The organism is Cribrihabitans neustonicus, assembly GCF_048820895.1.
GTDB classification, from domain to species: Bacteria; Pseudomonadota; Alphaproteobacteria; order Rhodobacterales; family Rhodobacteraceae; genus Cribrihabitans_A; species Cribrihabitans_A neustonicus.
This window is the reverse complement of sequence record NZ_JBMERQ010000002.1, coordinates 826773-847903: the sequence shown is the minus strand read 5'-3', so window position 1 is coordinate 847903 and position 21131 is coordinate 826773. Positions and strand designations below refer to the sequence as shown.

Below are 21131 nucleotides of genomic sequence, written 5' to 3'. Positions count from 1 at the left end.
CCTTGCGGGCCTTGGCAGCGGTGGGCCGGGCGCCCTGCTGCGCAAGGCGCGAGGGTGGCTCAGCGGAAGGCCTCGCAAGGATCGGGCCGCTGTACGGCAGGCGCGTCGAGAACCACGTCGAAGGTGCCGTCGAGCGCTCCGGCCTCGGACTGGCCCAGGCTCAGCACCGCGGCCCCGGGGTTCAGCCGTGCGAGGTAGACGGCAACGCCGCGATCACGCCGGGCATGACCATTGCCGGTGATCACCGCAACCGGGCCGCCGGTCTCCGCCAAGGCGCGGGCGGCTTCAGACGCCAGCCGGGCGTCGCGCAGGCGCTGGATTTCGACCATGCCGGGCAGCATCTCCGGCGGCAGCGCGTCGCAATGCGCCGCCATCTGCCCGGCCTCCCGCGCGGCCTGCTCGGCGGACGGCAGCGGCTCCAGCAAGCCGAGCCGCGCCGCGTCCTCCGGCCCGAAATACCCCGCCGCCCCCTGCTCCAGCGCCGCTTTTGCCGCGTCACGCGGCAAAAGCGCGCCGTAATGGCGCGCGTCACCCGCGGCGGCGAAGACCGGGGCGTAGAGCGCAAAGTCCGGCCAGCCGGAGTTGTCCCAATCCAGGTGAAGGGCCAGCGCGTCCGGATCCTGCATCTGCTCCGGCGTCAGCGCCGCGGCCTGCGCCGGCGGCACCATCTCCCACACCACCGCCCGCGGCTTCAACGCCTGCAGGAGCGCCGCCTGATTGAAGTGATGCTGCGGATTGTCATGCACCTCGCCCAGCAAGATCACGTCCGCACCCACGAACTGTGCCGCGGCCTGCGCAGCATCCGTTGCAACAGACGGCGCCTGAGCCGCGGCGCCAGACGCAACAAGCGCCGCCAAAGCGGCGGCGCCCATGAGTGCCTTCCATGCCTGCAGGTGAGCGGTCATGAAAGAAGTCTGTGCACCTCGCGCGACTGGCTTTCAAGGCTCTTGCGCATCTTCTGGAAGGCTCCGGCTTCCAGCTGGCGCACCCGCTCCTTGGACAGCCCGAGCTCGGTGCCGAGGCTTTCCAGCGTGCGCGGCCGCTCGCGCAGCTTGCGTTCGGTGATGATGAAGCGCTCGCGGTCGTTGAGCGACTGCAGCGCCATCACCAGCCATTTGCGCAGCTGGCGGCGGTCGTGGCGGGCCTGCACCAGCTCATCGGCCTGGCGGCTTTCGTCTTCCAGCGCGTCAATCCACTCGCGGCCGTCCTCATCGGAGGATTGCACGGCGTTGAGCGAGAAGTCCGCGCCCGAAAGCCGCCCCTCCATCATCTCCACATCGCGCAGCGGCACGCCGATCTCGCTGGCGATCTTCTGGTGCAGCTGATGCTGGTCCAGCCGCTCGCCGGAGGCGCGCGCCGCCCGTTCCAGCTGGGCCTGCACCCGGCGCATGTTGAAGAACAGGGATTTCTGCGACGAGGTCGAGCCGGTGCGCACCATCGACCAGTTGCGCATCACGTAATCCTGGATCGAGGCCTTGATCCACCAGACCGCATAGGTGGAGAACCGCACGCCGCGGTCGGGGTCGAACTTGTCGGCCGCCTTCATCAGCCCCAGCCCTGCTTCCTGAATCAGGTCGTTCATCGGCGCCCCGTAGCGCTTGAACTTGGCGGCCATGGAAATTGCCAGCCGCATGTAGGCGTTGATCAGGCGGTGCAGTGATTCGACGTCGCGGTCGTCGCGCCAGGCATAGGCCAGGCGCAATTCGGTTTCGGCGTCCAGAAGCTCAGCCTTCATCGCCTGTTTCGGCAATGGGTTTTCGGTCGCGTGATCAAGTGGCATGTTTCTCCCCCCGGAAACTGATTAAAAACTACATCCTGAGGCAGCGCTTGGATCACATTGGGCCCGGTACACCCATTTTTGCAGCTGGCGTGGCGGATCAGACCTTGGTCTTGCGGCACAGATCCACGGGCCAAATATGTTTCGTGAAAAAAGTCTTTGGCCCTTTACAGACCTCCCCGGTTTGATGAGTGGAACCCCGGGGGTGCTGCGGTCTCTTGTCTTAACCGGGCCCCGCGGTTACCCACAGGAACGGCTTCGGTACTTCAAGGGTAATTAAATTGCCGGTAAATGTCACATTTATTCTGGGCGGAGCTGCATCGGGCAAATCGGCCTTTGCCGAGGGCATCTGCGCAAGCAGTGGAAAAGACAGGGTTTATTGGGCAACTTCACAAGTCCTTGATGGCGAAATGGCGGCAAAAGTGTCGCGCCACGTGAAACAAAGAGGCCCAGGCTGGACCACTGTTGAAGAGCCGCAGGATGCGGCCCGGGTTCTGGGCGCGCTTGCGCCTGGCCAGATCTGTCTGATGGACTGCGCCACCATGTGGCTGACCAGCCATCTCATGGCTGGCAGCGACCTCTCCGCGGCGCAGGAGGCGCTGCTCGGCGCGATCGAAGACTGCGCCGCGGAACTGGTGATCGTTTCCAATGAAACCGGTTTGGGCATCGTGCCGGAAAACCGCCTTGCAAGGCAGTTCCGCGAGGCGCAGGGGCGGCTCAACATCGCGCTGGCCGCGAAAGCGAACCGGGTGGTGCAGGTCACCGCCGGGCTTCCCCTGGTTCTGAAGGGGGCGCCTGCATGAGAGGGGCGGAAACCCGGCTGTTCCTGGTGCGGCACGGGCCGACCCACGCCAGGGGCATGGTAGGCTGGACCGACCTCGCCGCCGACCTTTCCGACGCCGCAGCTCTGGCACGGCTGTCCGAGTATCTGCCTCCCAACGCGCTAGTAGTCGCCTCCGACCTGCGCCGTGCGGCCGACACTGCCGCTGCGCTGGCAAACGGGCGCCGCCGCCTGCCGGACCTGCACGGGCTGCGGGAGATCCATTTCGGCGCCTGGGAGATGCGCACCTGGCAGGAGGTCGACGCCGAGAACCCCGCCCGCATCCGCGCCTATTGGGATGCGCCCGGCGACAATACCCCGCCCGGCGGCGAAAGCTGGCACCAGACCTGCGCCCGGGTCAACGCCGCGGTGGACGGGCTGCTGGCCGCCCATGCCGGGCAGGACCTGATCGTGGTCGGCCATTTCGGCCAGATCCTGACCCAGATCCAGCGCGCAGCCGGGATCACCGCGCTTGAGGCCTTCGGCCACAAGATCGACAACCTCTCGGTCACCGAGCTGGCCTTCGGCCCTGCGGGCTGGCGCTGCGGGCGGATCAATCACCGTCCGTGAGCCAGTGCATCACAAAGTTTCCGTTCTGAAAACCGCGCTGCCGCGCTAGCGTCACGGCATGACATATGACCTTTATATTGGCGATCGCATGTTCTCCAGCTGGTCCCTGCGCGGCTGGCTCATGCTCGAAAAATTCTCGCTGCCCCACCGGGTTCACATGGTGGGGCTCTATTCCGGCACGATGGCAGAGGATCTGGCCCCGCTGGCGCCGGCCCGGCTGGTCCCTGCCCTGCGCACGCCCGAGGGCACGGTGGTGGGCGAAAGCCTCGCCATTGCCGAAACCCTGGCGGAGCGCCACCCGGAGGCCGGGCTCTGGCCCGCCGAGCCTGCCGCCCGCGCCACCGCGCGCTGGCTGACGGCAGAGATGGCGGCGGGCTTCGGCGCCCTGCGCAGCGCCTGTCCGATGCAGCTTGCCCATGTCTACGAAGGCTTCGAGCCCTCGCAGGCCGTGCGCGATGATCTCGCACGGATCGAGACGCTGTTTGCCCATGCCCGCAAGATCTCCGGCACCGCCGAGGGCTGGCTGTTCGGCGCCTATTCGCTGGCGGATGTTTTCTACACCCCGATAGCGGCGCGCATCACCGGCTACGGCCTGCCGGTTTCTGCCGGAACCCGTGCCTACTGCCGCGCGCTGCTGTCGGACCCGGCCTTCTTGCAGTGGCAGGCAGAGGCGCATGAGGTCACCTATGACCCCGAGCCCTACAGGCTCGACCTGCCGCGCCGCCCCTGGACGCTCGATTAAGGCGGCGGTGACCGGTCCAAGCGGCAAGACTGCGTGAATTCGCCCAGCCCCGCCCGGCGCATTAACCTTTCCGAAACCACGATTGCCAAGCATGGCTCCCCAGACCGGCGGATCAGGGGGAGCCATGATATCACGCGCGTATACCGTCGCCTTTCAGGGTGTCGAAGCCCGGCTGGTCGAGGTGCAATGCGCGGTGGCGCCGGGCCTGCCCGCGTTTTCCGTCGTCGGCCTGCCGGACAAGGCGGTAAGCGAGGCGCGCGAGCGGGTGCGCGCGGCCTTTGCCGCGATGTCCATCGCCCTGCCCTCGCGCCGCATCACGGTGAACCTCTCGCCGGCCGACCTGCCCAAGGAAGGCAGCCATTTCGACCTGCCGATCGCGCTGGCGCTGCTCGCCGCCATCGGTATCGTGCCGCCCGACAGCGCGGCGGAAACCATTGCCCTGGGAGAGCTGTCGCTGGACGGCACGCTGATGCCGGTGGCGGGCGCCCTGCCCGCAGCGGTAACCGCGGCGGAGACGGACCGGATGCTCCTGTGCCCCAAGGCCTCCGGCGCCGAGGCCGCCTGGGTCGGCGCTGCACGGGTGACCGGCGCGGCCTCCCTCACCGAAGCGGTGCAGCATTTCACCGGCCAGCGCCTGATCGAGCCTTCGCAGCCGGGCGAGGTCACGGCACCTGGCGGCGGTAAGGACCTGCGCGACGTGAAGGGCCAGGAGCGCGCCAAGCGCGCGCTGGAGATCGCCGCCGCCGGGCGGCATCACTTCCTGATGACCGGCCCGCCGGGTTCCGGCAAGTCGATGCTGGCAGCACGGCTGCCTTCGATTCTGCCGCCCCTCAGCGCGGCGGAAGCGCTGGAGACTTCGATGATCCATTCGCTCGCCGGGCTGACCGGCGACGGCGGCATCAGCCGTGCCCGCCCGTTCCGCGAGCCGCATCACACAGCGTCGATGGCGGCGATTGCCGGCGGCGGGCGGCGGGCGCAGCCGGGCGAAATCAGCCTTGCGCACAACGGCGTGCTGTTTCTGGATGAGCTGCCGGAATTCGCCCGCCCGGTGCTGGAGACGCTGCGCCAGCCGCTGGAGACCGGCGAGGTGATGGTGGCGCGGGCCAATGCGCATGTGAAATACCCCAGCCGCTTCATGCTGGCGGCGGCGGCCAACCCTTGCAAATGCGGCCACCTGGCCGATGCCTCCCGCGCCTGTCCGCGTGCACCGCAATGCGGGGCGGACTATCTCGGCCGCCTCTCCGGCCCGCTGCTCGACCGGTTCGACCTGCGCATCGACGTGCCGCCGGTGAGCTTTGCCAGCCTCGATCTGCCGCCCGCCACCGAAGGCTCGGCCGAGGTCGCCCGGCGCGTGGCCATCGCCCGCGAGATTCAGGCCGCGCGCTTCCGCGATCACCCCGGGCTGCACCAGAACGCCGATGCCGAGGGCGCGCTGCTGGAGGAGCTGGCCGCCCCCTGCGCCGAAGGCCGCGAGCTGCTCGCACGCGCCGCCGAACGATTCGGCCTGACCGCGCGGGGTTATCACCGGGTGCTGAGGGTGGCGCGCACCATTGCCGACCTTGCGGGCTGCGAGCGTGTAGAGAGGTCCCACATCGGCGAGGCTCTGAGCTTCCGGCTGCCTGCCTCCGGGGTTTGAATTCAGCGGGGCTTTGGCGTGCCGGGCGGCGCCCGCAGAAAGGCGCCGGCCTCGGTGAGGGCGGCGCGGCCCTCGGGCAGCTTGCCGGCCATGAACTGCCACACATGCGGCACGTCGCGCCACAGGCTCAGCTTCACCTTCCCGCCTGCCTGCCGCAGCCGGGCTGCCATACGTTCGGCATCGGACAGCAGCACCTCGGTATCGCCTGCCTGGATGAGCACGGGCGGCGGGCCAGGGTAGCGGGCAAACAGCGGCGAAGCGCGGGGATCAAACGGATCGGCGCCGCCGAGGTAGAGCGCGATCACCTCCTGCATCCGCGCCGCAGGGATCACCGCGTCCCGGGCCCGGTTGCGCCGGACGCTCGCGCCGCTCAGCGTGAGATCGCACCAAGGCGAGAACACCGCTGCCGCGCCTGGCTTCTCACCGCGCCGCAACAGCGCAGACAGAAGCGCCAGCGCCAGCCCGCCGCCCGCGCTGTCGCCCGCCAGCAGGATGCGCTCCGGCGGATAGCCGCGGTCCCGCAGATACTGCCACGCGGCCAGCGCATCCTCGAAGGCGGCCGGAAACGGCGCCTCCGGCAGCACGCGGTAGTCGGGGGCTGCCACCACGGTCTCTGCGGCGCGGGACAGCCGCGACAGAAGGCCGGTGTAGGAACGCGCGCTGCCCGCCAGATAGGCACCGCCATGCAGGTACAGGATCACCTCCCGCCGCCGCGTGCGTCCGCAGCTGACAAAGGTCATTGGCACCGGCGCAGAGGAGCGCCGCAGCAGCACCGTATGCGGCAGCGGCGGGCAGAAGACGGGCGCGAGATGCTCGAAACACCACCGCGCGAGCGCCGGGCTTCTCACCAGCCCCAGCACCGGCTTCATCCCGTAGCGGAAATACGCGTTGAGCGCCCAGCGCTGCCAGCTCATCAGCCAATCTTGGCTTCGATCGCTTCCCAGATCTTCGCTGCGATGTTTTCGCCCTCGAAGCGTTCGAGCTCCTGAATGCCGGTGGGCGAGGTCACGTTGATTTCAGTGAGGTAGTCGCCGATCACATCGATGCCGACAAATATCTGGCCCTTCTCGCGCAGAAGCGGACCGATGGCGGCGCAGATCTCGCGGTCCCGCGCGGTAAGGCCGATCTTCTCAGGCCGCCCGCCCACATGCATGTTAGAGCGGGTCTCGCCCTCGGCCGGCACCCGGTTGATCGCGCCCACGGGCTCGCCATCGACCAGGATGATGCGCTTGTCGCCCTGGCTGACAGCAGGCAGGAATTTCTGCACGATCAGCGGCTCGCGGCTGAAGCCGGTGAACAATTCGTGCAGGGCAGTCAGGTTGCGGTCGCCTGCATCCAGGCGGAACACGCCCGCGCCGCCATTGCCGTACAGCGGCTTGAGGATGATGTCGCCATGCTTTTCCTTGAAGGCCTTGATGGTGCCCAGGTCGCGCGCCACCGCGGTGGGCGGGGTCAGTTCGGGGAAGTCCAGCACCAGGAGTTTCTCGGGATAGTTGCGCACCCAGAACGGGTCGTTTACCACCAGCGCCTTGCCCTTCAGCCGGTCCAACAAGTGCGTCGAGGTGATGTAGTGCATGTCGAACGGCGGGTCCTGGCGCAGCCAGACCACGTCAAACTCCGCCAAGTCCACCTCGTGCTCGGGGCCGAGCTCGGCCGGGGCACCGGCCACCCGCTGCACCTTCATGTCATGGCCGCGGGCGGTGATGCGGCCTTCCTGATAGGCCAGGTGGTCGGGGCCGTAGTAGAACAGTTCGTGCCCCCGCGCCTGAGCCTCCTCGGCCAGGCGGAAGCTGCTGTCCGCGTTGATGTCCACGCCCATGACCGGGTCCATCTGAAAAGCGATTTTCATGGCAATATCCCTTGTAAGGTAGCAAATACATGGCCTAGCCTCAGCCCGGGTTCAATGCCCCTTGAAAGGGGCGCGGCGCAGGGGCGCGGCCAAGGCATTGTCAATCGTGGCCAAAGGCGTTTTCGATGATCTCCACCCGGCCCTGCCCATCCACCAGCGCCACGTCAAAGCGCAGCGGCGTGAGCTGGCCGTTCGGTTCGTTCTCCAGGTACTGCCCGGCGCTGGCATAAATCCGCGCTGCCTGCTGCGGCGAGATTCGCAGGGCGGCGGCGCCGGTGGTGGAGTGTTTGACCTCGGCAAAAACCAGTCCTTCGGGGCCGCGCAGAATCAGGTCGATCTCGCCGCCCGGGCCGCGCCAGCGCCGCTTTGCGACCTGGTAACCGCGCCGCTCGTAGTGGCGGGCCACGATTTCCTCGGCGGCAGCGCCTGCCAGATGCGCGCGGCGGCCGCGCCGGCTGCGGGGTGCCGCCATGCGTTCCTACCCCTCTTCCTTGGCCAGCTGCAATGCAAGCTGGTAGACCTTGCGCCGCGGCAGCCCGTGGGTTTCGGCCACGATGGCAGCGGCGTCCTTGACCGAGTTGCCGCCGAGCGCAGCGCGCAGATCGGCTTCGATGTCGCCGTCGCTTGCCGCCGCCGCCTGCGCGCGGTCGACCAGCAGCACGATCTCTCCCTTCACAGGCGACGCCTCCAGCCCGGCGGCGAGCTCCTCCAGCGGCGCGCGACGGACCTCCTCGAACTTCTTGGTGATCTCGCGCGCCAGCGCTGCCGGACGGTTGCCCAGCATCGCCGCCATGTCGGCCACCGACTCCGCCACGCGTTTGGGCGACTCGTAGAAGACCAGCGTGCCGGGCACTGCGCGCAGCTCCTCCAGCCGCTTGCGCCGCGCGCCGGTGGCATTGGGCAGGAACCCGGCAAAGAAGAAGGCATCTGTGGGCAGCCCGGCCAGCGTCAGCGCCGTCACCGCGGCGCTCGCACCGGGCGCGCAGGTCACCAGGTAGCCTGCCTCGGCAGCGGCCTTGCTCAGCCCGTAGCCCGGGTCGGCAATCAGCGGCATCCCCGCTTCGGAGGCATAGGCGAGCGACTTGCCCTCGCCCAGCGCCTCCATCAGCTTGGCGCGCGCGCCCTCGCCCGAATGGTCGTGGTAGGCGATGATCCGCCGCCCTTCCAGGGGCACGCCGTGGATCTCCATCAGCTTGCGCAGGGAGCGCGTATCCTCCGCCGCAAGCACGTCTGCCGAGGCCAGAACGTCCAGCGCGCGCAAGGTGATGTCGCGGGCGGTGCCGATCGGGGTTGCGACGAAGTAAAGGCCAGGAGCCAAACTCACATTCTTGAAATTCAACGCTGGACCCGCCTTTTTCGTTGTCTATTATCGGCTCCAAACCCACACGGTGCTGCGGCGCCGGGAGCACGGAGTTTCAAGTCCATTATGTTTGCTGTTTTTCGAAAAGCCCGCAAGGCGGCACTGGCCGCGGCTGCGGCAGTTTCCACAGTTGTTCTGGCGGCCTGCGAACCGGTCGCGCTCAGCACCGGCCCCAGCATCGACACTTCGAAACCGGTTCCGGTGGCGCTCCTGGTGCCGCGCGGCTCGGGCCAGCATGGCGACAGCGTGCTGGCGCAGAGCCTTGAAAATGCCGCCCGCCTGGCAATTGCCGATCTAGGCAGCGTGCAGATCGACCTGCGCGTCTACGACACTGCGGGCAATCCGCAGCAGGCGGCCACCGTGGCCGCGCAGGCGGTGAACGACGGCGCCCGCATCATCCTGGGCCCGGTCTATGCCGAGGCCGCCAATGCAGCAGGCATCGCCGCCGCGCAGAGCGGCGTGAACGTGCTGGCATTCTCCAACAACACCGCGATTGCCGGCGGCAATGTCTTCATCCTCGGGCCGACGTTTGAGAACACCGCCCGGCGCCTGACCGGCTATGCCGTGCGTCAGGGCAAGCGCAACATCCTGATCGCCAGCAGCAATGACGCCGCAGGCCTGGCTGGGCGCGAGGCGATCCAGCGCGCCGCCAGCCAGACCCGGGCGTCGGTGGTCGGCAACGTCGGCTACGAGCTTTCGCAGCAGGGGGTGATCAACGCGGTGCCCGCGATCCAGAGCGACCTGGCAAGCTCGGGCGCCGATGCGCTGTTCCTGACCGCCACCACCGCCGGCGCACTGCCGCTGCTGACCCAGCTGCTGCCGGAAGCGGGCGTCGATCCCGCAGTCACCCAATACATCGGCCTCACCCGCTGGGACATCCCGCCCCAGACCCTGGCGCTGCCCGGCGTGCAGGGGGGCTGGTTCGCGCTCCCCGATCCGGTCAAGGCGGAAAGCTTCCGCGACCGCTACCAGGCGGCCTATGGCGCCGCGCCGCATCCGATCGGCGGGCTGGCTTATGACGGCATCGCCGCGATTGGCGCTCTGGCGGGCGCGGGCCGGTCCAACGCGCTGACCGCCGCGGCGCTCACCCAGGGTGCGGGCTTCCAGGGCACCGGCGGCATTTTCCGCCTGCGGCCCGACGGCACCAACGAGCGCGGCCTGGCGGTCGCCACCATCCGAGAACAGAAAGTCGTCGTCATTGACCCAGCCCCAAGCAGCTTCGCAGGCGCCGGCTTCTGATCCGGCCGCCGCGTCGGCGGCCACCCGCGTCCCAGTTCCCTTGGGACCGCTGATCTGTGACGCCGCGGCGATCTTCGATGCCGCCGCGGTGCGCGCGGAGATCCGGGCCCTGGCCGAAGGGTCCGATGCCGCCACCCTGCGGGCGGAGACGGTGAAACTGCTGCGCGGCGCCAATAAGGCAGGCCGTGCAGCGATCGCCGAAGCCTTTGCCGCCCAGCCCTTCGCGTCGCGCGAGCTCACCCGCTCTTACACCTTCCTCACCGACGGGCTGGTCACCACCGCTCTGTACGTGGCCTCGGAGCTGCTGCACCCGCTTGCCAACCCGACGCGGGGCGAGCGCATCGCGGTGATCGCGGTCGGCGGCTACGGCCGCGGCGAGATGGCGCCCGCCTCGGACGTCGACCTGCTGTTCCTCACCCCCTACAAGATCACCGCCTGGGCCGAGAGCGTGATCGAATCGATGCTCTACATCCTCTGGGACCTGCGGCTGAAGGTCGGCCACTCCAGCCGCACCATCAAGGACTGCATCCGGCTAGGCGGCGAGGATTACACCATCCGTACCGCGATGCTGGAGCAGCGCTTTCTCGCGGGCCATGCGCCGCTCGCGCGGGAGCTCTCCAAGCGGCTGAAGGCGGAGCTGTTCTCGCAGGACGCCCAGGCCTTCATTGAAGCCAAGCTGGCAGAACGCGATGCCCGGCACCTCAAGCAGGGCCAGCGCTACGTGGTGGAGCCGAATGTGAAGGAGGGCAAAGGCGGGTTGCGCGACCTGCAATCGCTGTTCTGGATCGCCAAGTATCTGCACCAGGTCAAGAGCGTGCGCGAACTGGTGCCGCTTGGCCTGTTCCGGCCTGAGGAGCTGGAACTGTTTGCCAAGGCCGAGCGCTTCCTCTGGGCAGTGCGCGCGCATCTGCACCTGGTCACCGGACGCGCCACCGAGCAGCTGACCTTTGACATGCAGGTCGAGGTCGCAAGCCGGATGGGCTACGAGGACAAGGCCGGGCGCCGCGGCGTCGAGGTCTTCATGCAGGAGTATTTCCGCCACGCCACCCGTGTCGGCGACCTCACCCGCATCTTCCTGACCAAGCTGGAGGCAAGCCAGCAGAAGGGCGCGCCGCTCCTGGAGCGCATCTTCCGCCGCCGCCCGCGCATCAAGCCTGGCTACCGGGTGGTGCATAACCGGCTGGACGTGATCGACCCGGACGCTTTCCTGAAGGACAAGGTGAACCTCCTGCGCCTGTTCGAGGAGGCGCTGCGCACCGGCATGCTGATCCACCCGGACGCGATGCGGCTGGTTACCGCCAATCTGCACCTGATCGATGACAACATGCGCAGCGACAAGGAAGCCCGGCGCATCTTCCTCGACCTGCTGCTGAAGCACGGCAACCCCGAACGCGCGCTCCGGCGCATGAACGAGCTCGGCGTGCTGTCGGCCTTCCTGCCCGAGTTCGAGCCGATCGTGGCGATGATGCAGTTCAACATGTACCACTCTTACACGGTGGACGAACACACCATTCAGGTGATCGCCAATTTTGCCGAACTTGAACGCGGCGAGCTGGAAGATGAGCTGCCGCTGTCCTCGGAAGTGCTGCGCAAGGGGCTGAACCGCAAGGTGCTGATGGTGGCGATGCTGCTGCACGACATCGGCAAGGGCCGGGCCCAGGACCATTCGATCCTGGGCGCCCAGATCGCCCGCAAGGTGGCACCCAGGCTGGGGCTGAAACCCTCGGAATGCGAAACCGTGGAATGGCTGGTGCGCTATCACCTGCTGATGTCCGACATGGCCCAGAAACGCGACATCGCCGACCCGCGCACGGTGCGCGATTTTGCCAAGGCGGTGCAGACCGTCAAGCGGCTCGACCTGCTCCTGCTGCTCACCGTCTGCGACATTCGCGGCGTCGGCCCGGACACTTGGAACAACTGGAAAGCCGCCTTGCTGCGCGCGCTCTACAACCAGACCCGCGCCGCGCTGGAAGGCGGTATGGAAGCACTCAACCGTGAGCACCGCGGCGCCGCCGCCAAAAAGGCGCTGCGCAAGGCGCTGCCGGAGTGGCCAAAGCCCGAGCTCAAGCGCGAAACCGCCCGCCACTATCCGCCCTACTGGCACGGGCTGCATGTCACCGCGCATGTGGATTTCGCCGAGATGCTGCGCGATCTCACCGCCAAGGGTGACCCCGGCGAGGTGCTGATCCGCCTGACCCCGGACGAAGACCGCGACGCCACCCGCGCCTGTTTCGTGATGGTCGACCACCCCGGCATCTTCGCCCGGATCGTCGGCGCGCTGGCGCTGGCGGGGGCCAACGTGGTGGATGCGCGCTCCTACACCACCAAGGACGGTTATGTCACCGACGCGTTCTGGATTCAGGACAGCGAGGGCCACCCCTTCGACCCCGCCCGCTTGCCGCGGCTGACTGAGGTGATCCACAAGATCCTGCGCGGCGAGCTGATCACCCGCGACGCGCTGCAATCGCGGGACAAGATCAAGAAGCGCGAGCGCGCCTTCAACGTGCCGACCCATATCACCTTCGACAACGAAGGTTCGGAGATTTACACCATCATCGAAGTCGATACCCGCGACCGCCCCGGCCTGCTGTATGACCTTGCGCGCACCTTGGCGTCGTCCAACGTCTATATTGCCAACGCGGTGATTGCCACCTATGGCGAGCAGGTGGTGGATGCCTTCTATGTCAAGGATATGTTCGGTTTGAAATACCATTCGCTCTCCAAGCAGAGGTCGCTCGAAAAGAAGCTGCGCGAGGCCATCGCCGAAGGGGCGAGACGGGCCGGCACATGAAACCAATCAGATTGCTGACGGGGTTTCTGACCGTCGGGTTCTGGACGCTGGCCAGCCGGCTCCTCGGGTTTGCACGCGAAATCCTGATTGCCGCCTTCATCGGCCCCGGCCCGGTGCTTGACGCCTTCATTGCCGCATTCCGCCTGCCCAACCTGTTCCGCCGTTTCTTTGCCGAGGGCGCCTTCAACGCGGCCTTCGTGCCGGCCTTTGCCAAGAAATACGAGGCTGGCGAGGACCCGCGCGCCTTTGCCCAGAGCGCCTTCAACCTGCTGGCGGCGGCGGTGCTGACGCTGGTGGGGCTGGGGATGGTGTTCATGCCCGGGCTGGTCTGGCTCACCGCGGGCGGCTTCGTCGGGGATGCACGTTTCGACATGGCGGTGGGCTATGGCCATATTGTTTTCCCCTACATCCTGTTCATGTCGCTGGCGGCGCTGTTTTCCGGCGTGCTGAACGCGACCGGGCGCTTTGCTGCCGCGGCGGCGGCTCCGGTGCTGCTCAACATCCTTACCTGTGCGGCGATGACCATCGGTGCGCTTGTGGGCGGCGAGGTGATCACCTGGCTGGTCTGGACCGTGCCCCTTGCAGGGGTGGCGCAGCTGGCGCTGGTCTGGGTGGCGGCAGCGCGCGCAGGCGTCACCCTGCGCCCGGGCCTGCCGCGCTGGAATGATGAAATGCGGCAGCTCGTACGCGTGGCGCTGCCCGCGGCGCTGGCGATGGGGGTCACGCAGATCAACCTGGTGGTCGGGCAATACGTGGCCTCGGACATCGAGAAGGCTGCAAGCTGGCTGTTCATCGCCGACCGGCTCTACCAGCTGCCGCTGGGCGTGGTGGGCATCGCCATCGGCATCGTGCTGCTGCCTGCGCTGTCGCGCCGCCTGCGGGCGGAGGACGATACCGGCGCGCGCGATGCGCTGTCGCGCGCAGGCGAGTTCTCGCTGCTGCTGGCGGTGCCCTCGGCGGTGGCCTTCATCGCGGTTCCGGTGCCGCTGGTCTCGGTGCTCTACGAACGCGGCGCCACCGGGCCCGAGGACGTGGCCGCGATTGCTCTGGCGGTGGCGGTCTACGGCGCGGGCCTGCCCGCCTTCATGCTGCAGAAAGTGCTGCAGCCGCTCTACTTCGCGCGCGAAGACACCCGCACCCCCTTCCGCTTTGCTCTGGCTGCTATGGTCGTCAACGCCGGGCTCGCCTTCGGGCTGAAGCCCGCACTGGGATGGATCGCGCCTGCGATCGCGGCCTCGGCGGCGGGCTGGACGATGGTCCTGCTGCTCTGGCTTGGCTCCCGCGGCATGGGTGAAGCCGCGCAGTTCGACAGCCGTTTCAGAAGCCGTGCCTGGCGCATACTGGCGGCCTCGGCGGTGATGGGCGCCGCACTCTATGCGGCGACCGAGGTGGCGGAGTGGACCTTCTACCTCGCCTACTGGCGCTACCTCGCCCTGCTCGGGCTGGTTGCACTCGGCGGCGTGGTCTATTTCGGCACCGGGCAGGCGCTCGGCGCCTTCCGCCTTTCCGAATTCCGAAGCGCCCTCAGCCGCCGCAGGCAGGCCTGACATCGGCCGCCCTGCCCGGCTATCGCCGGGTCAAGGGCCGCAAGGCGGCCGCGCGGGACGCGCGGTTTACCCTTGAGGCGGGGATGGCCGGTATCACGCTGGGCAAGGCGCCTTAGGGGGCAGACCTGCCCCTGAAGCGCTTCTCAGCAGCCCCCTTCGGCAGCGCGCCCAAGCGCGCTGCCCGGCCCAACGGCTGGAAACGCCCCGGCAGGGGCTTTGACAGCGGGCGGGAGCGCGCCCGAAACGCTCAATCGTGGCGGATCTTGCTGCGGATGCGGGCCCAGCCGCCGGGCGCGAGGAAGAAGGACAGGCCAAACCCGGTGGCAAATCCCGTTAAATCCGCCACCCAGTCATTGTGCCCGCCAAACAGCAGCCCGAACAACAGCTGCGCCCCCATAAGGAAGGCAATCAGCGTGAATGCCCGGCTTTGCTGCGCGCCCACCGTCGCCAGCGAGCGCCAGAGCAGGTAGGTGAAGGCCCCGATCAGCCCGTAGACCGCCGGGAAGCCGCCCGCCAGCGGATACCCTCCGCCAACCACCAGCGCATATCCGAGCGCGCCGCCCGCGCCGGACAAGAGGAAGATCAGCACCATCGCCAGATCCCCCATCACCTCACCCACCATCTTGCCCATCGCCAGCACGAAGACGCAGACGAAAAGCGCATGGGTGAAGCCGCCATGCACGAAGATGTAGGAGAGAAAACGGATCAGATGCTCGGCAGGCCAGCGCCCGCTTTCCTGCATCCACCAGAACACCTCGCTGGAAAACGCATAGGATTGCAGCGCCGATAGCCGCCAGCCCAACGCCTCCGGCCCGCCAAGGATGCCGCGCGCGCCGAGCGAAAAGGCAGCCTCCACGCCGATGATCACCAGCACCAGCGCCACCACCGCGGCGGGCAGCGGGTTGACCGGGGCGCCGCCCGGCGCATGGCCCTGGGGCGGGTCTGCGGGCCCCCGCGGGGGGGTGTTCTGCGGGCTGCTCATCTTCTGCCTCCTAAAGTCTCGCGGGGGCGGCCGCGCCGGTTGACGGATCACGGCCTCATGGGTAAGCCACCGGGGTTGCTATTTCCAGACGGGAGTTACGCCCACATGAGCGAAACCACATTCACCCCGCGCGTGTTCTCGGGGATCCAGCCCTCCGGCAACCTGCATTTGGGCAACTACCTGGGAGCGCTCAAGCGGTTCGTCGACTGGCAGGCCAAGGATGTGGAAACCATCTATTGTATGGTAGACTTGCACGCAATCACCGTCTGGCAGGATCCCGCAGACCTGCGCAAATCCACGCGCGAGCTTTGCGCTGGTTTCATCGCAGCCGGTCTGGACCCGGAGAAATCCATCCTCATCAATCAGTCGCAGGTGCCCGAGCATGCGCAGCTGGCCTGGATCTTCAACTGCGTGGCCCGCATGGGCTGGATGCAGCGGATGACGCAGTGGAAAGACAAGGCGGGCAAGAACCAGCAGAATGCCTCGCTGGGCCTGTTCGCCTACCCCGCCCTTATGGCAGCGGACATTCTGGTCTACCACGCCACCCACGTGCCGGTCGGCGAGGACCAGAAGCAGCATCTGGAGCTGACCCGCGACATCGCGATCAAGTTCAACCATGACTATGGGGTTAACTTCTTCCCGGAGACCGAACCGGTGATCGAGGGCGCTGCGACGCGTGTGATGTCCCTGCGCGACGGCGCCAAAAAGATGTCGAAGTCCGACGCCTCGGACGCCAGCCGCATCAACATGACCGACGACGCCGACGCCATCGCCAAGAAGATCCGCAAGGCCAAGACCGACCCCGACGCGCTGCCGTCCGAGGCCGAAGGGCTGGAAGACCGCCCCGAGGCGCGCAACCTTGTGAATATCTACGCCGCACTGGCCGATCAGACCGTGGATCAGGTGCTGGCCCAGGCCGGCGGCAAGCAGTTCTCCGAGTTCAAGCCATTGCTCGCTGATCTGGCAGTGGCCAAGCTGGCGCCGATCTCCTCGGAGATGGCCCGGCTGATGGATGAGCAGGACGAAATCGACCGCATCCTGACCCGCGGCGCCGAGCGCGCCCGTGCGATCACAGCGCCGATCCTGCGCCAGACCTACGACATCGTCGGCATGGTGCCCCCGGCCGAAGTTTGAGTTCCGCAGCCGGCGCGCGGATTTCCGCCATCGGGCCGCTCCTTCGGGGGCGGCCTTTTCTTTTGCGGGACGCGCAATGCAACTTTTCTGCGGCTCATGGGTTTCCCCCCCGCGGCCATGTGCCGGAAAAAGGAAGGAACCGCTATGAAACCTGGAATTTTCAAATCGACCACGGCGCTGGCGGTGGTGGTCTCGCTTGCCGCTCCGCTGCCTGCCCTGTCGCAGGGCCAGGGCGGCAAGCGCATTGACCTCACCCAGATGTCCGGCGCCGAAATCGGCGAACTGGTCGATCGCTGCAAGAAACGCGCCGACCGGCGGCAGAAGAAATTGGACAAGGGCAAGGAAGTCGAGGAGAAATCCGGCCCCGTTGCCAAGTTCTGCACGGACTACGGCGCGGGCGCGTTCGACGGCCAGCTCCCCGCTGAATTGCAATCGGCCACAGTGCTGTCCAGCATTGCGGACATGACCGCAGAGGCGGAGGCCGGCGCCGCGGCGGAAGCAGAAGCTGAAGTCCAGGCAGAAGCAGCCGCCGAAGCGGAAACTGAAGCACAGGCGCAGGCCGAGGCGGACGCGGAGCTGAAGAAGCAGCTGCAAGCAGAACAGGAAGCAGCCGCAGCGGCCGAGGCGCAGCAGCAGGCCGAACAGGAAGCCGGGGCGGAGGAGCAGCCCGCCGCCGAAGCCGGCGCTGCGGATGCCTCTGGAGATGCCTCCGCAGAAGCGATTGCGCAGGACCTGGCTGAGCAGCAAGGCCAAGCCGGTGGCGAGGCGCAGGATGACGCCGCAGCCGGGGCTGGGGAGCAAGCCGACTCCGGTACGGCCGCAGAGGCGCAGCAGGAAACCGGCGGCGGCGCCGCGGCAGAGGCTCAGGCCGAAAGCGCGGCCTCAACCGATGGCGAGGGCGCCACTGCCGAGGCCATTGCCGAGGATCTGGCTGGGCAGCAAGGCCAAACCCAGGATCAGGTCGACACGGCAGTAGAGGCAGGCGCCGAAACCGAAGCCGGTACCGAAGCGGAAACCGAAGCTGCCGCGGCAGCCGGGACCGAGGCCGGCAACCCCGAGCTGGTGGAGCAGGACAGCCAGGCTCAGGCCGATGCGCTGGCCGAGGCGGAAGCCGAAACCGCCGCTGCCGCGGCAGCCGCTGCCGCCAGTGAGGACGCCGCAGCCGAGGCCGAGGTGATCGAGGAAACCGTGACCGAAGAGACTGCCCGCAGCTCGGACGAGGAGTTCGAGACGCAAGTGGGCGAAACCGCACCGGAAGCCGCGCAGGCTGGCGCCGGCGCCGGGGCGCAGGCCCCTGCCCCGCAGGCCAATACAGCGGAAGACGATGACAGCGGCCTCTCCGACCGCCAGCGCCAGGCGCTGATCGGCCTTGGCGCACTGGCCATCGGCTCGCTTCTGAACAACGGCGGCAAAGTGGTAGCCAACACCGGCGACCGCGCCATCGTGGAGCAGGACGGCCAGTACCGGGTCCTGAAGGACGACGACGTGCTGCTGCGCCGGCCGGGCTCCGACGTGACCACCTACAAGTTCAAGGACGGTTCCACCCGCACCGTCGTTGTCCGTGAGGACGGCACCGAGGTGGAAACCATCCGCGCCGCCGACGGCCGCGTGCTGCGCCGCACCCGCACCCTGCCCGATGGGCGCAGCGTGGTGCTGTTCGACGATACCCAGGCCGCCGAACGGGTGGTGGTGAACGAGCTGCCGCAGATCCAGGAAAACCGCCGTGCGATGATTGACGCGGATCAGGTTTCGGCCCAGGAGCTGGCTGCGGCTCTGGCTTCGCAGCAGGCGCCCGCCGTGGACCGCAGCTTCTCGCTCGCGCAGATCCGCAACATTGACGCGGTGCGCAAACTGGTGCCGGAGATCAACGTCGACTCGGTGAACTTCGATACCGGGTCCTCCGTGATCCGCCCGCAGGAAGCCGAGGAGCTCGCGGCGCTCGGCAACGCCCTGCGCGAAGTGATCGACAAGAACCCGGGCGAGGTTTTCCTGATTGAGGGCCACACCGATGCTGTGGGTGCCGCCACTTACAACCTCGCCCTGTCGGACCGCCGGGCAGAGACCGTGGCATTGGCGCTGACCGAGTACTTCGACGTGCCGCCGGAAAACATGGTGGTGCAGGGCTACGGCGAGAGCGACCTGGCGGTGAAGACGCTGGAGGCCGAGCGCACCAACCGCCGCGTGGCTGTCCGCCGTATCACGCCGCTGCTGGGGTCTGGCAGCTAAGGACGCGCCCCATAGAGAAACGAATGCCCCGGTTACGGCCGGGGCATTTTTCCTTCGGCGCCGGCCGCATGGGCCGGGATGTAGCGGAAGCTACAGGCCGCGCAGCCCGTTCAGCGTCAGGTTTGCGACCAGATCGGCGTAATCCTCCCGCGCCGCAGAACCAGCGCCGGAATTCCACATGTAATACCAGTTCAGCATGCCAAAGACGGACATGGTGGCCGCGCGCAGCTTTTCCGGGTGGCGGGCGAAGGCCTCCGGCGCGGCGGCGGCAAGCGCGTCGCTCATGAATTGCACCATCTGCCGCTGGTAGCCGCGCAGCAGCCTCTGCTGGTCCTCCGGCAGCGCCCCCATCGCGCTGATCTGCACCTGGTGCTCGTTGTCGGCACCCTGGTAGGCCATCAGGATTTCTGCCACGATCCGGCGCAGACGTTCGTCCGGGCCATATCCGTCCAGCACCACCCCGCAGACCCGGTCGCGCAGCGCGCTGAGGTAGCTGTCGAGGAGGCCGAACAGCACGGCATCCTTGCTGTCATAGTAGTGGTAAATATTGGCTTTTGAGATGCCGCACTCGCGCGCAAGTTGGGTCATCGACGCGCGGTCATAGCCGGAATCGGCAAACACCTTGGCGGCAGATTTCAGGATCTGGGCGCGTTTCTGGTCGTGGTCCTTGGCGATCGTGCGGGCCAATGCTCTCCTCCCTCCGGCTCAGTCCTTGCCGCGGTTGTCGACGACGCGCTTTGCCTTGCCCTGGCTGCGCTCCACCGAGCCGGGGTCGCCGACGACGATCTCGGTCGAGACCCCCACCACGTCCTTGATCCGCTTGGTCAGCATCCGCGCCGCGGCGGTGCGGCTGAGTTCGTCTGCCTTGTCCGGCTCCGCCTCTACATGGACCCGCATCGCGTCCATGCGGCCGGACTTGTAGAGCTCGATCTGGTAATGCGGCGCAAGGCCCCCGGTTGCCAGCAGCTGCTCCTCGATCTGGCTGGGGAAGACGTTGACGCCGCGCAGGATGATCATGTCGTCGCTGCGGCCGGTGATCTTCTCCATCCTCCGCATCGAGCGCGCAGTGCCGGGCAGCAAGCGGGTGAGATCCCGGGTGCGGTAACGGATCATTGGCAGGCCTTCCTTGGTGAGCGTCGTGAAAACCAGCTCGCCCATCTCCCCGTCAGGCAGCACCTCGCCGGTTTCCGGGTCGATGATCTCGGGCAGGAAGTGGTCCTCCCAGATCACCGGGCCGTCCTTGGTCTCGACGCATTCATTGGCCACACCCGGCCCCATGATCTCGCTGAGGCCATAGATGTCGACCGCGTGCATGTCGAAGGCCTGCTCGACCTCCTTGCGCATTGCGTCGGTCCAGGGCTCGGCCCCGAAGACGCCGACTTTCAGCGAGCTCGCCCGCGGGTCGAGGCCAACCTTGTGGTACTGCTCCAGGATGTTGAGCATGTAGGAGGGCGTCACCATGATGCCGTCGGGTTTGAAATCGGTGATCAGACTCACCTGTTTCTCCGTCTGCCCGCCGGACATCGGCACCACCGTGGCGCCCAGCCGCTCGATCCCGTAATGCGCGCCCAGGCCCCCGGTGAACAGCCCGTAGCCATAGGCGTTGTGCACCATATCACCCTTGCGCAGGCCCGAGGCGCGCAGGGACCGCGCCACCAGATCCGCCCAGTTGTCGATGTCGCCCTTGGTGTAGCCCACCACGGTCGGCTTGCCGGTGGTGCCGGAGGACGCGTGCAGGCGGATGATCTGCTCACGCGGCACCGCAAACAGGCCGAAGGGGTAGTTGTCGCGCAAGTCGTTCTTGTAGGTAAAAGGGAACTTTGCGAGGTCTTCCAACTCCTGCAGGTCGTCCGGATGCACGCCCGCCTCGTCGAACCGCTGCTTGTACATCGGCACGTTGTCATAGGCATGGCGCAGCGACCACTTCAAGCGCTCCAGCTGGAGTGCGCGGATCTCGTCGATCGAGGCGATCTCGATCGGGTCCAGTTCAGCCCGGTTCGGGGTCAGGTCTTCCATGGCGTCCTCCACACCTTATTCGTCAAACAACTGGCCCTTCACCGCCCGGGAGAAGCCCCGGAACTCGGCGATCTGCTGGCCGTCCTGGTTGGTCACTGTCACATCGTAAATGCCGCTGCGCCCGGTGAGCGACACTTCGCGGGCGGTGGCGATCAGTGTGTCGCCCAGCCGGCCCGGCGCGGTGAAGCTGATCACGTTGTGCTGCGCCACGGTTGCCTGGTTGCGGCTGTTGCAGGCAAAGGCAAAGGCGCTGTCGGCAAGCATGAAGGTGACGCCGCCGTGGCAGATGCCGTGGCCGTTGCAATGGTGCTGAGCGATGGTCAGCTCCAGCGTGGCCTCGCCCTCGTCCACGTGGGTGATCTCCATCCCCGCCCACTTTGACGCGTGGTCGTCCGCCCACATTGCAGCGGCTGATTTCTCGGCGCGTTCCTTGGGGGTCATC

The 21131-nt window shown here is 67.3% G+C and carries 19 protein-coding genes; 9 read left to right on the top strand and 10 right to left on the bottom strand.

Going from position 1 to position 21131, the window contains the following annotated elements:
• Positions 1–59: 59 nt before the first annotated feature.
• Complete coding sequence (locus ACOHWE_RS09120; protein ID WP_420665810.1) at positions 60–905, bottom strand: ChaN family lipoprotein; 846 nt, start codon at positions 903–905, stop codon at positions 60–62.
• Positions 902–1780 carry an RNA polymerase factor sigma-32 gene (locus ACOHWE_RS09115; protein WP_420665809.1) on the bottom strand — a complete coding sequence of 293 codons (879 nt, stop codon included), beginning with the start codon at positions 1778–1780 and terminating at the stop codon, positions 902–904. Before ACOHWE_RS09115 ends, ACOHWE_RS09120 begins: the two co-directional genes overlap by 4 nt.
• A gap of 278 nt (positions 1781–2058) precedes the next feature.
• Between ACOHWE_RS09115 and cobU the strand changes: the two genes are divergently transcribed.
• From cobU to ACOHWE_RS09095, 4 genes are all read left to right on the top strand, one after another.
• Positions 2059–2580, top strand: coding sequence for a bifunctional adenosylcobinamide kinase/adenosylcobinamide-phosphate guanylyltransferase (cobU, locus tag ACOHWE_RS09110; RefSeq protein ID WP_420665807.1), 522 nt, complete (start codon positions 2059–2061; stop codon positions 2578–2580).
• The gene (locus ACOHWE_RS09105; RefSeq protein ID WP_420665806.1) at positions 2577–3167 is read left to right on the top strand and encodes a histidine phosphatase family protein; all 591 of its coding nucleotides are present in this window, start codon (positions 2577–2579) and stop codon (positions 3165–3167) included. The genes cobU and ACOHWE_RS09105 overlap by 4 nt, the downstream gene beginning before the upstream one ends.
• A gap of 58 nt (positions 3168–3225) precedes the next feature.
• Positions 3226–3909 (top strand): glutathione S-transferase, encoded by a 684-nt coding sequence (locus ACOHWE_RS09100; protein WP_420665804.1) that lies wholly within the window; start codon positions 3226–3228, stop codon positions 3907–3909.
• A gap of 124 nt (positions 3910–4033) precedes the next feature.
• The gene (locus ACOHWE_RS09095) at positions 4034–5545 is read left to right on the top strand and encodes a YifB family Mg chelatase-like AAA ATPase (RefSeq protein ID WP_420665802.1); all 1512 of its coding nucleotides are present in this window, start codon (positions 4034–4036) and stop codon (positions 5543–5545) included.
• 2 nt (positions 5546–5547) lie between these two features.
• On the opposite strand, the gene ACOHWE_RS09090 is transcribed toward ACOHWE_RS09095, so the two are convergent.
• The 4 genes from ACOHWE_RS09090 to rsmI all read right to left on the bottom strand — a co-directional run bounded on the left by ACOHWE_RS09090 (position 5548) and on the right by rsmI (position 8733).
• The gene (locus ACOHWE_RS09090) at positions 5548–6459 is read right to left on the bottom strand and encodes an alpha/beta hydrolase (RefSeq protein ID WP_420665801.1); all 912 of its coding nucleotides are present in this window, start codon (positions 6457–6459) and stop codon (positions 5548–5550) included.
• On the bottom strand, positions 6459–7394 hold the full coding sequence (gshB, locus tag ACOHWE_RS09085; RefSeq protein WP_420665799.1) for a glutathione synthase: 936 nt from the start codon (positions 7392–7394) through the stop codon (positions 6459–6461). The genes ACOHWE_RS09090 and gshB overlap by 1 nt, the downstream gene beginning before the upstream one ends.
• Positions 7395–7494: 100 nt before the next feature.
• Entirely contained in the window at positions 7495–7866 is a 372-nt protein-coding gene (locus ACOHWE_RS09080; RefSeq protein ID WP_420665797.1) for a YraN family protein, read from the bottom strand.
• A 6-nt stretch (positions 7867–7872) separates the two neighbouring features.
• Positions 7873–8733: a 16S rRNA (cytidine(1402)-2'-O)-methyltransferase gene (gene rsmI / locus ACOHWE_RS09075; RefSeq protein WP_420665796.1), complete on the bottom strand. Its 861-nt coding sequence runs from the start codon at positions 8731–8733 to the stop codon at positions 7873–7875.
• Between the two features lie 87 nt (positions 8734–8820).
• Here rsmI and ACOHWE_RS09070 point away from each other — a divergent pair, with 87 nt between their 5' ends.
• Genes ACOHWE_RS09070 through murJ form a run of 3 tightly spaced genes read left to right on the top strand, consistent with a single transcriptional unit; the run spans position 8821 to position 14331 of the window.
• Positions 8821–9993: a penicillin-binding protein activator gene (locus ACOHWE_RS09070; RefSeq protein WP_420665794.1), complete on the top strand. Its 1173-nt coding sequence runs from the start codon at positions 8821–8823 to the stop codon at positions 9991–9993.
• Positions 9953–12784: a [protein-PII] uridylyltransferase gene (locus ACOHWE_RS09065; protein ID WP_420665793.1), complete on the top strand. Its 2832-nt coding sequence runs from the start codon at positions 9953–9955 to the stop codon at positions 12782–12784. Before ACOHWE_RS09070 ends, ACOHWE_RS09065 begins: the two co-directional genes overlap by 41 nt.
• Positions 12781–14331 carry a murein biosynthesis integral membrane protein MurJ gene (gene murJ, locus ACOHWE_RS09060; protein WP_420665792.1) on the top strand — a complete coding sequence of 517 codons (1551 nt, stop codon included), beginning with the start codon at positions 12781–12783 and terminating at the stop codon, positions 14329–14331. Before ACOHWE_RS09065 ends, murJ begins: the two co-directional genes overlap by 4 nt.
• Positions 14332–14578: 247 nt before the next feature.
• On the opposite strand, the gene ACOHWE_RS09055 is transcribed toward murJ, so the two are convergent.
• Positions 14579–15313 (bottom strand): rhomboid family intramembrane serine protease, encoded by a 735-nt coding sequence (locus ACOHWE_RS09055; RefSeq protein WP_420665791.1) that lies wholly within the window; start codon positions 15311–15313, stop codon positions 14579–14581.
• 105 nt (positions 15314–15418) lie between these two features.
• Here ACOHWE_RS09055 and trpS point away from each other — a divergent pair, with 105 nt between their 5' ends.
• Positions 15419–16447, top strand: a complete 1029-nt coding sequence (gene trpS / locus ACOHWE_RS09050; protein WP_420665790.1) for a tryptophan--tRNA ligase — start codon at positions 15419–15421, stop codon at positions 16445–16447.
• 144 nt (positions 16448–16591) lie between these two features.
• A complete protein-coding gene (locus ACOHWE_RS09045) occupies positions 16592–18673 on the top strand; it encodes an OmpA family protein (protein WP_420665789.1) in 2082 nt (693 codons plus the stop codon).
• A 90-nt stretch (positions 18674–18763) separates the two neighbouring features.
• Here the strand turns inward: ACOHWE_RS09045 and ACOHWE_RS09040 are convergent, their stop codons facing one another.
• The 3 genes from ACOHWE_RS09040 to paaI are packed head-to-tail and all read right to left on the bottom strand — an operon-like array spanning position 18764 to position 21130.
• Positions 18764–19360 carry a TetR/AcrR family transcriptional regulator gene (locus ACOHWE_RS09040; RefSeq protein WP_420665788.1) on the bottom strand — a complete coding sequence of 199 codons (597 nt, stop codon included), beginning with the start codon at positions 19358–19360 and terminating at the stop codon, positions 18764–18766.
• An 18-nt stretch (positions 19361–19378) separates the two neighbouring features.
• Positions 19379–20689, bottom strand: coding sequence for a phenylacetate--CoA ligase PaaK (paaK, locus tag ACOHWE_RS09035; protein ID WP_420665787.1), 1311 nt, complete (start codon positions 20687–20689; stop codon positions 19379–19381).
• Between the two features lie 15 nt (positions 20690–20704).
• The gene (gene paaI / locus ACOHWE_RS09030; RefSeq protein WP_420665786.1) at positions 20705–21130 is read right to left on the bottom strand and encodes a hydroxyphenylacetyl-CoA thioesterase PaaI; all 426 of its coding nucleotides are present in this window, start codon (positions 21128–21130) and stop codon (positions 20705–20707) included.
• Position 21131: the final 1 nt, after the last annotated feature.